This window comes from Exilibacterium tricleocarpae, from assembly GCF_007004655.1.
Classification (GTDB): domain Bacteria; phylum Pseudomonadota; class Gammaproteobacteria; order Pseudomonadales; family Cellvibrionaceae; genus Exilibacterium; species Exilibacterium tricleocarpae.
In genome coordinates this window covers 257,258-269,711 of the sequence record NZ_ML660087.1, presented here as the reverse complement: position 1 = coordinate 269,711, position 12,454 = coordinate 257,258, and the positions used below count along the sequence as shown (strand labels likewise).

8 protein-coding genes are annotated in these 12,454 nt (G+C 61.2%); 2 read left to right on the top strand and 6 right to left on the bottom strand.

Going from position 1 to position 12,454, the window contains the following annotated elements; all coding sequences use genetic code 11:
- Positions 1-2 precede the first annotated feature (2 nt).
- The 6 genes from FKG94_RS01055 to FKG94_RS01030 all read right to left on the bottom strand — a co-directional run bounded on the left by FKG94_RS01055 (position 3) and on the right by FKG94_RS01030 (position 10,240).
- The gene (locus tag FKG94_RS01055) at positions 3-2,444 is read right to left on the bottom strand and encodes a DUF4350 domain-containing protein (protein ID WP_142902325.1); all 2,442 of its coding nucleotides are present in this window, start codon (positions 2,442-2,444) and stop codon (positions 3-5) included.
- A gap of 63 nt (positions 2,445-2,507) precedes the next feature.
- The gene (locus FKG94_RS01050) at positions 2,508-3,008 is read right to left on the bottom strand and encodes a hypothetical protein (RefSeq protein ID WP_142902324.1); all 501 of its coding nucleotides are present in this window, start codon (positions 3,006-3,008) and stop codon (positions 2,508-2,510) included.
- Positions 3,009-3,059: 51 nt separating this feature from the next.
- Positions 3,060-7,076: a DUF6531 domain-containing protein gene (locus FKG94_RS01045; RefSeq protein WP_142902323.1), complete on the bottom strand. Its 4,017-nt coding sequence runs from the start codon at positions 7,074-7,076 to the stop codon at positions 3,060-3,062.
- A 21-nt stretch (positions 7,077-7,097) separates the two neighbouring features.
- Positions 7,098-7,472 (bottom strand): hypothetical protein, encoded by a 375-nt coding sequence (locus FKG94_RS01040; RefSeq protein ID WP_142902322.1) that lies wholly within the window; start codon positions 7,470-7,472, stop codon positions 7,098-7,100.
- Positions 7,473-7,494: 22 nt separating this feature from the next.
- Positions 7,495-9,615: a PKD domain-containing protein gene (locus tag FKG94_RS01035; RefSeq protein ID WP_179957424.1), complete on the bottom strand. Its 2,121-nt coding sequence runs from the start codon at positions 9,613-9,615 to the stop codon at positions 7,495-7,497.
- 88 nt (positions 9,616-9,703) lie between these two features.
- Positions 9,704-10,240 carry a PEP-CTERM sorting domain-containing protein gene (locus tag FKG94_RS01030; protein ID WP_179957423.1) on the bottom strand — a complete coding sequence of 179 codons (537 nt, stop codon included), beginning with the start codon at positions 10,238-10,240 and terminating at the stop codon, positions 9,704-9,706.
- A gap of 517 nt (positions 10,241-10,757) precedes the next feature.
- On the opposite strand from FKG94_RS01030, the gene FKG94_RS01025 reads away from it, so the two are divergent.
- Positions 10,758-11,750 (top strand): chromate resistance protein ChrB domain-containing protein, encoded by a 993-nt coding sequence (locus FKG94_RS01025; protein WP_179957422.1) that lies wholly within the window; start codon positions 10,758-10,760, stop codon positions 11,748-11,750.
- A gap of 32 nt (positions 11,751-11,782) precedes the next feature.
- Positions 11,783-12,442 (top strand): hypothetical protein, encoded by a 660-nt coding sequence (locus FKG94_RS01020; protein WP_142902318.1) that lies wholly within the window; start codon positions 11,783-11,785, stop codon positions 12,440-12,442.
- Positions 12,443-12,454 lie beyond the last annotated feature (12 nt).

Below are 12,454 nucleotides of genomic sequence, written 5' to 3'. Positions count from 1 at the left end.
CCTCACTCAGCCAGGTCGCGCAGCAACGCCTGCACGAACAGAATATTGCCGGGCCACCAGGCGTTTTCCTCCTCCAGGGCCCTGTCCATCAAAAAGTAACTGTCGGCAATCACCACCGCCTTGCCGGCGCCGATGCGCCGCTGCGCGGCAATCACATAACCCAGGTCCTCGTACAACACCTCGTCGAAAGGCGTCTCCCCCGCCAGCGGCCAGGCCTCGTGAAACTGCGGCCGGCGGCGCAGTTCGCCAATCAGTTGCGGGTCTTCGGTTTTCAGCCGTACCGGTACCGGCCCCAGCGGCGCCGGCCCGATAGTGAAATCCAACTCGCGGAGAAAAGGGGCAACCGCGTGGCGCTCCTCCCAACCGACACCGACCAGATAACCGCCGCCACCGGTCATAAAATCGCGAAGGCGTTGCCGCTGCGCCGCTGTGTAGGTTTTGCCCGGCGCGATCGAGATCAACAACCGCGCGCGTTGCAGATAATCCCAGTCACCGCTGCGCAGAATCAGTGGCAGGTAACCGGCGCGGGACAGGTTGACGGCGAGGCCGCCGATCGAGTCGCGCTGCCAGTGGGCGAGTGCAAAACGGTTGAGTTGGGTGGCTTCGATCAGCGCCAGGCGCTGGTGGTCGAAACGCAGCGGCGCCGCTGTCCACCAGCGCAGGCCGGCGGCGGTCAATACCACCGCCAGTGCCGTCGCCGCCACGGCTAACGGACGCCAGCGCGCCAGCACCAGATAGCTTGCCACAAGTAGCAGCAACACCAGCAGCGGCAGCGAGCGCGGCCAGGCGATCGAGCCGCTGGCGGGCGTCGATAAATAGTCAAACGCATCGACAATAAACGGCGCGGAATTATAGATGGCGATATTTTGAAACGCGGAGGTATCGCCGAATACCAACACGCGCCCGCGCCCGTAGGTTGCGCCCGCGACAATCACCACATCGCCCAACAGTTCGCTGGTCTGATAGCGGTAGTCACCCAGGTAACCATTGGCTTCGTTTTCCCTGACCCCGTAATCAGAGAACGCAAACTTACCCGAGACCAGTGGGAACGCACCACCACCCAGGGCGAGCGACGCGCCCGTGCTGTGTCGCAACAACTCATTGGACCAGTCCAGGCGCCGGGTCAGCGGATGCGGGAAAATCTCATAGTCCGTCCGCCATTGCCGGATGGAGAAAGCGGAGTCGAAGCGGTAGGCAATATCCACCGGCGCCAGCAGCGTGTTGAGCGGCGCCATCATACCGGCCAGATCGGTGTGATCACCCATCACCAGCAGTCCGCCGCCCGCCTCGACAAAAGACCAGACAGCCTGACGCTCCTGCGCTGAAAACATCTCTGTGGGATTGATAATGACCAGCACCTGGTTCTGTGCCAACGACTGCGGCGTAATCCGCCCCATTTTCGACAGCCGGTGGGTGCGGTAACCGGCCGCCTGCAGGTATTGGGGAAACAGACCAAACATCCCGGCCTGCTGCAAGCCGAAGGCGCCGTTGCGGGGCACGCGCCAGTCCAGCATACCCTTGTTATAAAACAGCACCCCGGTTTCTTTGGCCGGTGCGGTCGGAAAAAACGGCGTCATCAACCAGGCCAGGACAACACCCAGCAGCGCCCCCGGCCAGGGCGACAGAAAACGGCCCGGCAGTGGCCGCAGTTGCACAGCCGGCAATAACCCGACCGGCAATAACAGCAGCACCAACAACGCCAGCGGCGCGTGCAGCGCCACCGCCGCCGGGTCGCGCCGGCTGGCCTGGAATGCTGCCTGGGGATCGAGCCACTCCAGCAGCCCGCTTACCCAAAGCGGCCAGTACAACACCACGATCGACAAAAAGCCGACCAGGGCGACCAGGCCGATCAACAGGGCAACCAAGACCAACAGGACATCCGTCGCGCGACGTGCACGCAGCAGAAAGCCTGCGCATATCGCCGTAAAGACAAGCATAAGTCCGCTACCGGCAGCGGACGGACCGAGATTGTGCGGCGCGCCACTGATACCGGCGAGCCACGACGACAGCGCCACACTGGCATCGACATAAACCCGCCAGGCAGCCGGCAGATGTCCGAGCAACAAAGCCGCAAACGCTATCAGCACCCCGCCGATCGCCAATGCCCCGAGCAACTCGCCCAGGCGCTGGCCGCGGGCGTCGTAAGCCAGACAAGCAAGCACCAGCGTGATGCACAGACTCCATATCGCCAGATCGGTGGTGGCAAGTGCAGCGATCACCGCCGTCACAAAAGCGGCCAGGGACACCCGCAGCGAAATACCAAAACCGGCGGCGGCTACCAGCAGCAATGCGGTGGCAAAAAACCCGAGAAACCGTTGCGAGGGAAATGAAAAAGTGCCCAGCGCGCCATTGACACAGCCATAGGCAACCGTGGCGGCTGCAAGCAGACACCAGGCTTTGATCGTGTAGTAACGAGTTTCAGCCAAACTGCTGTCTGAACTCATGGTCAGCGCGATTTCCGTTTTGCTCGATTTGTCTTGTTGTCGTTGTCTGCCCCACCCAAAGCGTCAGAGCAATTTCTCGTACTGCCGGCCATCGGCATAAAAGTAACCCAATGCGCAACCACCCCCAGCGTAAAGTCCCACACTGATACCCCCCAGCGCGTAGGGGCCAACTGCAACACCCCCAACCGCCATCAGCAGCCCGACACCGATACCGCCGAGCGACACCAGGCCCAGCGCCAGGCCGCCGAGCGACACCACACCAATCGGCGCCGCACCGATAGCAATCAGGCCGACCGGGGCGACGCCGATACTGATCCAGCCGCGCGGCATATCGCCGATTGCCAGTAGCGGCCAGCCCAACAAGGCGGCGTCGCTGCTATAGGGCAACGCGGTATCCAGTACGCTCATCAGCAGCGCCGGTAATAAAAATACCGCCAATACCGCCAACAACAGGAGGTTCTTGTGGTGCGGTGATCCGCCTTGCCCCGCCAGCGCGGCAGAGAGGCGCCGCATCAGCGCCGACAGGCCCGGTAGCCAATCGATATAGTGCTCCCGCTTAAGCATGGACCGGCCTTGACGCCCTGTTGTAAACGCTAACCATCACCAGGTCTCTACTCAAGAACAATCGGGCGGGTCCGGCGGGCAATTGCCGGGACCGGCACAACCGCTCTGGCCACCACACAAACTGCCGGCACAGCCCGACGATTGCAGGCAGGCGGAACCCTGGCAGGTCGAAGCACCACAGAGACTACCGACACAAGCGCTGGCCCCGCAACCGCTACCACCACAGACCGAACCGGCACAGACGGAACCACCACAGGCACTGCCGTAACATCCACTCAAGGAGCAGGCCGACAACGTACACCCGGAGCCCACGCAAGCACTCAGACCACAACCACTGCCGATACAGCCACTACCTGCGCAGGCGCTGCCACCGCAGGCGCTGCCGATACAACCGCTGCCGCCACAGCCGCTGGCTGAGCAGCCACTGAGCCCACAACCACTGACGCCACAGCCGCTGCCACCGCAACCACTGCCGACACAGACACTGCCACCGCAACCGCTGGCACCGCAGCCGCTGCCGATGCAACCGCTGCCGGCACAGGCACTGCCACCGCAACCACTGGCACCGCAGCCGCTCAACAGGCAACCGCTGCCGAAGCAGCCGCTGGTGCCGGAGGCACTGGCGGGATTCCAGATAATGATCTCGCCGGTGGGGTCCATAAAGTTAGCCGGGTTGTTGCCGGTATAAGCGTAGCCGGCCATATCCATGCCGGTTACATTGACTTCGAGACGCGAGGCGAACAACGGCGTAAACGATGGCTGCACCTGCGGGTCGGGCAGTTGTCCGACGCGGATCGAGCGGGCGGCATCGGTTCTGATCGGATCGAGCGAGGTGAAACGACCGCTGCTAGTGGAAAGCATGCGCTCACGGAAGTGATAAAGGTCGGCCTCGGCTTCGTAGCGGCGACCGGTAAAGCGATAGGGATTAAACGTGCCCTCTTCTGTATAAAGGGGCTCACCGAATGCAGAGTAATCGTAACTGTTAACCACCGCCGCTGCCTGGTCGGTCAGCGCATAGACGGAGTTAACATTACCGCGATGGTAGTAGGCGTTGCCGCCGGCCTCCTCCTTCATCAGCAGTTCATCCACGGCACCGCCGTAGAGATAGCCGGTGCGCTCGCCGCCGCTGCGTTCCTCGATCGCATTGAGGCCGTTGTAGGTATAGGTGGTGGTAATACCGTTGACGGTTTTGGCCAGGCGCTTGCCATCGGGGCTGAGTATATAGGTGGTGGTAAAAGTCGGACCATTGATAGACACCAAACGGTTCTCGTGATCGTAACCGTAGGTAATGGTGTTGCCGTCCATGGTTTCGCTGACCAGGTTGCCGTTGTTGTCGTAGCTGTAATTGATCGTACCCGCCGGGCCTGCCTCCGAAACCAGTTGATTGGCCTGGTCATAGTTGTAAGAAGTCTGGGCACCGCCAAGGTCGGTGGCCGACAGGCGGTTGCCGTTGGCATCGTAGGTATAGGTGATTCTCGACACCACCGTCTGGTCGTCGCTGTCGCGGCGTTCCTCACTGAGCAGGCGGTAGAGCGCATCGTAGGTCATATAGGTAAACGACTGCACCACGGTGGCGTCGGGGTAGCGCTGGGTTTGGGCGATGCGGGTGGCGTGGCCCTCGATATCCCGAGTCAGCAACTGCTCGAACACCACCGCGTCGTCGTTATCGGTGGTGACAATGCGGATCGGGCGGCTGCCGCTGTCGTATTCGTAGCGGGTGACGCTGCCATTGCCCTGGGTGGTGGTCACTATGCGACCGCGGGCATCGTAGGTATGGCTGGCTTCCACTTCACCCGCTCGGGTAATGGTGGTCCGGCGTCCCAGTGCATCGTAACCGTAGGTGGTCACCACGCCGGCAGAATCTGTCATTGATGCCGCCTGGCCGCCGCCGGTGTAGGTGTAGCTGATGGTCTCCCCGGTCAGTTCATCCACCACCGACAGCAGATCGTCGTCGCTCGAATAGGTATAGGAAAAGTCGCTGTCGGGGCCGACGATACGGGTGATGCGGCCGCCGGCGTCGCGACTGAAGTTCACCTGGTCGCCGTCGGCGTAGGTAATTCGACTCACCTCGCCGCGCACATCGCGCGTGTAGTTAATGGTGTTGCCGAGCGCATCGGTCTTACTGATCAGGCTCCCGAGCGCATCGTGATTAAAACCGGTAGTGCGCGCCAACGGCGTGGTCATCGCCAGGATCTTGCCGCGAAAATCATGCTGCTCGGAATAAGTCCGCCCCAATGGGTCCGTGACAGTCAGCGGCGCGCCGTAGGGATCGACCACGGCCGCGATACGGCCGCCGAGTGCATCGATAATCGCCGTGGTGTTGCCGAGCGCATCGTACTCAAAAGCCGTGGTATAGCCGTTGCCGTCGCGGGTGGTCAACAGGTTGCCAATCCGATCATAGGTGCGGGTCCGCACCGCCCCGGTGCGACTGACCGTGCTGGCCATACGGTTGAAATTGTCGTAGGTGGTGGTGGTCTCCGAATCGGACCACACCGTGCGCACCTGATTGCCGTTGGCGTCGTATTCGTGCAACACCTCGTTGCCAAGGGTATCCACAGTGCGCACCAGCAAATTGCGCACATCGTATTCCATGGTCGAGGTGCCACTGGCGGCATTGGTAATCGAGATAACATTGCCGAGCTGATCAAACGCCCGGGTTACGGTGCGGCCGTTGGGTGAGGTGCCGGCGAGCTGATGGCCGAACTGGTCGTAGGTGTAAGTCCAGGTATTGCCAACGGCATTGGTGGTGGAAACCATATTGCCGTTGGCATCGTAAACAAAGGTCGTTACCGCACCGTCCGGCTCGACCAGGCGAGTTAGATTGCCGCTGGCATCGTAAGTGAAGTTGGTGGTGCGTCCAAGGGGGTCGGTCAGTGAGGCCATCAGGTCGAAGTCGGTATAGGTCATCACCGAGACATTGCCCGCCGCGTCGATCCGGCGGGTGCGGTTGCCGTTTGGATCGAACTCGAAGGTCAAGGTATTGCCGCGCTTGTCGGTCACCGAAGTGATTTCACCGCCGCTGATGGCGCGGGTGAGGGTATTGCCGCGCGGGTCCACTTCGGAGGTGATGCCCCCTTCACTGTTAAAGTTATACACCCAGGTATTGCCGTCGAGGTCCACTTTGCGGGTCTGGGTGGCGGACACATAGGTGATATTGAACCGCTGCGCCCCGGAGGTATAGCTGGTCGCGCGATTGGCACTGTCATAGGTGACGGTTTGCACCCGGTTACCTTTGGGTTCAGTGATGCCAGTAAGCCGATTCTGGGTGTCGTAAAGATAAGTGGTCCTGCCGCCTGCGGGATCAATTGTCGCGGTCAGATTGCCGGCACTGTCATACTCGTAGCCGAATACCCTGCCGGTATGGTCGATCAGACTCGCCACCTTGCCATTGACGCCGATCACAAACTCCACCGTTCTACCCGAGGCGTCGGTCATGGTTTGCGGCACCACACCCGAGGTGTCGTAGGTCAGCGTCAGGCCGTTACCCAGACGATCGACCCACAGGGTTAAAAAGCCGTAGACGTTGAACTCCATGCGCGTGCCACTGCGGGTAACGAGCGTGAAATTACCCTGGTTGTCACGGGACAATTCGAGAAAATCCGCACTGGCCACCGGCGTAAATTGCCCGGCTGCCTCGGTAAACCGATAGATTTGTCCGTCCGCCATGCGCAGGATGGCACCGGTGTCCTGGCCGTCGGTTACCGGTATGACCTGCACGCCGCAGTCGGTGCTCCAACCGCGTCCGAAGGGGCCCTCGCGCGTATCCTGGTGGTTGTAAGTCCGATTGAGCTGCAGCGGCACACCGATACCGGGAATTTTGAAATCGGTCATGGTCACATGAAAATTGCCGGTGCTGACATGCAGCGGCGAGCCGCTGGACGGTGGGCACGGCGGTGGCGGTGGCGGTGGTGGCGGTGGCGGCGGATTGGGGTTGAACGTGTCGTGCCCCTGATCCCAGGGAAAGTGAAACGCATAAGCCGCCGGTATTTGCCCGAGCGCAAACAGGCACAGAATAAGCGCGGCGATGGTGCCGCTTTGGGCTCTTGCGCGGCGAATCCATTTACCCATGAGCGTTTGCTCCTCTAACGATCAATCAGCAACTTCTGAGACCAGGTTTTTGATCTGCTCGGAAAGACTCTCTATCAGCGCCCGATCGCCCGGATGATTCTCCAAATAGACGGCAATCTGGGTGGCGTGGCGGCTGGCGTCGAGATAATAATCCCGCTCGTCCAGGCCGTAGCCGGCCAGCACGGCCGCCTGCTGCGAGCGCGTCGGCAAAGCACCGGCGGCCATCGCGTCGCGCACCATCTGCAAGCGCGCAACGGTCGCTTCGATATAGCGGGCGACATCGAAGTCCGCGTCGCTGCGATCGCCGAAAACCGTCTGCGCCCCGAGGCCGAACGCAGCCAGAAACAGGGCCACCGTGAGCAGTCGCCGGGCGTAAGTGCGTAGCATTACTGACATAACAACTCTCCCACCTCTGAACTCAATGCTGAACCCTTACCAAAGCGGCGCGCTTCAGCGAGCGTGAACCGGTGCTGTCGACAGCGGTGACCGACAGACGGTATGCGCCCTCCTCGGCAAAGCGGCCGTCGTTGGCCTTGCCATCCCAGGCCAGGTTGCGCGCGGCGCCGGCGGCAACCGCAGGCACCAGATAGTCCCGAATCAGGTTGCCGGTATCGAGGTTGGTGACCTGAACCTCGATATTGGCGGTCTTGTCGAGATCGAACGTCAGGGTCGCAATCGCGGTGCTGGCGGCGTTGTAATCCGGCGTGGAAGCACCGTAAAAATTCGGCTCGACACTGAGCGCGGTTATCTCCGGCGCCCGCTCCAGTAAAATGGCATTGTCCGGCAGCGTGTAGGCGAAGAGACCAAACAGGAAACGATCGCCGGGCGGCGCCACCGCAAAGTCGCCTTCCGGGGTAAAGCCATCCCAGGCGATGGTATGCGGCCCGACCCCGAGGGGATCGCGGTTGAGCAGATTAATGATCCGGGTGTTGACGTTAAACAATCCGATAAACGCTTCCACTTCCGAGGCGCCACGGTTCGAGGGAATGGTAAACGTGACATCGAGCAGATCGTCGTTAAACGGGGTGAAGGAGCGCGGGAAGCGGGTCCGCGACGGGTTGTAACGGGCACCGCCGGTGGTGTCGGTCAGGTCCACGGTCACCGTATTGCCGGCAAAGTCATATTCTAAAATGGCATAGTAGGCGCCCTGGGGCAGCGGGTTGCCCTGATCGTCGGTGCCGTCCCAACTGTCGTCATAAGTGCCGGCCGGGCGCTCGCCGGAAAACAGGGTGGCCGCCGTATTGCCCTGCCCATCGCGCAACAGGACGCGGGCGGGCACGGTGGCGCTCAATGTCGTTCTGACCGTGGTCGCCTCGCCGGCGCTGGGGTCAAAGGTGTCGTCGAGCACAGTCAGAGAGGCGGTCAGGTTGACGATGACCTCGACGTTGTCGATGGAGGTCAAGCCGTCGTTGTCAGTGACCCTGAGAGCGGCGGCAAAAATCCCGCCCTGATTGTAGGTAAACGCTGTCTGCGGCGAGGTGGCGGAACTGAAGTCAAACACGCCGTCGCCCTCGAAGTCCCATTCCCACAGCTCGATGGAGCCGCCTTCGTCAACCGCCAAGCCGTTGAAGTTGACCCGCAGCGGCGCAAAACCCGACGCCGGCGAGGCCTGGGCAGTTACCTGCGGCGTGCCCGGCGGGCCGATGCGAATCACCGTGGTGGTCGCCCGCGCGGTGGCGGTGAGACCGGTGTTGTCGGTAACGCGGCAGATCGCTTCGAATTCGCCCTCCGTGGTGTAGGTATTGCTGGTGGTGCCGGTGGTTGGCGAGCTGTAGTCGAATACGCCGTCGCCCTCGAAGTCCCATTCATATAAGACAATGCTGCCGTCGGGATCGCTGGCACTGCAGCTCAGTTGCACCACCAGCGGCAGGCTGCCATTGGAGGGATTGACGCTGGCCGTGGCGACCGGCGCATTGCCGGTGACATCGATGGTGCAGGTATCCGTCGCGGTATCGCCGAAGTTATTGGTGACCCGCAGTGCGGCCTCCAAGCGACCGGCACTGTTGAAAATACGGGTATAGTCGCGGGCAACGGGATCAGAAGTTTCAAAAATACCGTCGCCGTTGAAGTCCCATTGATAGCGCACGATACTGCCGCCGGTAAATTCCCCCCGCGAGCGAAATCGCACCTGCAGTGGCGCCGGACCCGACAGCGGTGAACAGTCGGCAATGGCCTCGAAGCGGCCCGCCGTCACATTCCAGCGCAGGTCGGACTCCTCAAGAGGGAAACGCCGATCGACGTAGAGCACGAAAGTGTCGGTGCTGGTAACTGTGACACCCGCGGCGATATCACCGAAGGTGAGGGACCCGTCTATGATCGTGACCCCCTGGCCGGTGGTGGCCAGGGTGGCGGAAACATCGGATACCGCGCTGCCGGTATTGGTGGCCTGCGCGGTATATTCCAGTTGAAACGTGTTGCGGTCGATACGCTCCTGGCTGACCAGCTCATAGCCGCCGATCAGCATCTGCGCGCCGGCAGATACACCCATCGCCCCAAACAGCAGGAATATCGATACCTGCAGCAGTATTCTCTTAGACATCATATTCCCTCAATAACGTCTTGTGGAAACGCCTGGCTAAACCGTATTGCAAACACTCGCTTTGTGGCTTTTTGCCCAACGTCCGCAGTTAACCAGCAGCTCGGGCACGGCGGCGGTAAAGCAGTGCGCCAAGCCCCAGCAAAAGCAGTAACAGGCCGCGAGGCTCGGAGACGGGTACCATCGCCGCTATGGTGGTACCCACATCGAGCAGAGCAAAAGAAAAGGGATCGTAAACCTCAAATAACTGCGCCGCGGGATCACCGGGGTCGCCCAGCCAGTCGAACTCAATCGCGAAGCCGGCCGCCGTCTCACCGGCGCCGAGGCCGAAGTCCAGAGCGAAGAAATCAAACGCAGCCGGCACACCGATGGCCGGGGCCAGGACCGACTGCTCCCAGCTGGCGGTGGAGGCGTCTGAAACGATATTCAGTGAGCTGAAGTCGTAAAGCAGCGTATCAAAGAGAATGCTGAACAAACCGACATTATCGCCACCGCTGGGGGCGTCATTGGTGATCGTGTAATCGTAGCGATAGCTGTCGCCACCCAGGAACGACGTGCTGTATTCGATAACCAGCGCACTGGCGCCAGACGACATGGAAGCCAAAAACGTCAACAGGGTGATACTCAACAGGCCTCTGCGGATGGCACCCGTTTGACACCTGATTGGTCGAAGCCTGGATAGCCGAGATGGGGTCGATCGACTCATGGTTTGCGCTTCCTCTGCTTATTATCGTTAGAGGGTAAACCCTAGCAGAGGATTGTGAATCAATCCACACACTAAAAGTGGATTTTTCCCGCGCCACAAAATTCAATCCCCTTGATTTTATTGGTGCATTTTTTTTGCAAGTTTTTTAGGCGCCAATATTTTTCAAGTCACACGGATTTTTGCGTTGGCGGTCCCCGATCAGCCGGGATTCAACGCTAAAGTTCGCGGGCAGTCGGGCCGGCAAGTTCCGGGCCGGAGCTTGCAACAAGCTGGCGGCTGGTCCATTATCGATACCCCATGCGGCTGCAGATCCCACTGTTTGCAGGAACCCAACATGACAACGACATATTGCGCAGTACCCGGGCGCCCTTGGGCAACAGGACCCACCCAAGTCGAATCGAGGAGGCCGCGCGGCAACCGGCACCGCCCAGGCTGGCAATTGAAACGAGTCGCGAGACTGTTGGCGCTGACGCTCTCCCTACCTCTGTTTTTCGGCTGCTCCGGTCAGACCCATGACAGTGCCACCGAGGCGCCCGGCTTTGTCACCTGGAGCAGCCAGGAACCGGACACACTGGCATCGATCTGGCTGGTGGAGACATTGATTGCACCCGGCAGCAAGGTGACAGTGCTGCCGCCCGGCGCCCCGACCGGAGACGCCATCACCATTGCCGTTCCGCAGGGCACCTACGCCCGCGAGGAGCGGCGGTCCGCGTTTGCGGCCCTGCTCGACGGTTATGGTCTGCATGACAGCACCCTGCGGCGCCTCAACGCTATTATCGAGACGATCGAGATTTCCCCCTGGCGCCGGGCCGGCGACCGGGAGGCGATGGTGGTAGAGACCAATCTGCGCGAAGCGCAGCGCCGCTTCGGCGACGACACCGCCTGCATGGTGACATTTTTCGATTACGCCTACGAGGCTCTCGCCGCGGCCGCGGTGACAGATCTCACCCGGACCCTGTGGCAGGAGGGCGCCAGTTATGCCGATTGCAACGCCGGCGAGCCCGCCGCTGCCGGAACCGGAAAGGTAGCGGTTACTTCGATTGCCAAGCTGGTGGAGTGGATTTCCGCCGGCCGCTCGGTAACCTTTGTCGATACCCGCGAAGCGCCGGAGTACCGTCGCGGGCATATCCCGGGAGCGAAAAACATAACCCTCAGGGCCATGGATCGACAGGCGCTGGCGCAATTGCGCACAGCTGATATTGTCGTGCCCTATTGCGTCAAAGACTTTCGCGGCTATGAAGTGGCGCGCTTCCTCGCCGCGCAGGGCATCGATAATGTCCACGTGATGCAACCCCACGGCATCGCCGGCTGGAAAGCCCTGGGACTGCCGATCGCACAGGGCGACTACCGGGCCGACACGGAAGCGGCAGCCCTGGCGCAACTGCGCCGGTGTGCCACTATGCCCAACCGCTGTATCGCGGCGCTGGAGTAACGCGGGTGACCGCCGGTACCAAGGAGATGGAGATGAAAAATCGCGGCCGGCAAAAAGTCGTGCGCCTGACCTTTTTCGCCGCGGCGCTCTTGCCCCTGGTGGTCTGGGTGCTCTACGCCGGCGCGGCATTTGTGCAATACCTGTTTAGTCCCGCGCCGCCGGGACAGATGTTGTACCTGCTATCAAAGTTGTCGGGCATGATGGCCGCCGCACTGATAGTGGCACAAGTCACCCTGGCGCTAATGCGTCGACTGCCTTCCTCTCCCCCCTCACTGCGCCCGACCAGGCATCTGCACCGGACCATCGGCCTTGCCATAGCGGCCGCCGTTACCGGCCATATCGCACTGTTTATGGGCGCAGTGGCATTGAGGACAGGCACTGTGCCGTGGCATTATCTGACGCCGGTGGTCAATGGAGATTACTACCGCACGTCGATTACCCTGGGCTGGCTGGCGTTGATAATACTGGCGGTGGTGATACCCTGCGGGCTGATCATGGCCCGTCTAAAACACTACAACCACCGCGCGCTGCAGGTTCACCGCTGCGCGATACCTGCTGCGGTCATCGCCCTGCTGCACAGCTATCTTATCGGTACCGAGTCCTGGCTACTGCTCATACTGCTGGCGATTTTTCCGGTGGCGGTATGGTTAATCCGGCAGCGCCATCACGACACTGCGCCAGAGGCGCGCTGAGATCGCGGGCCG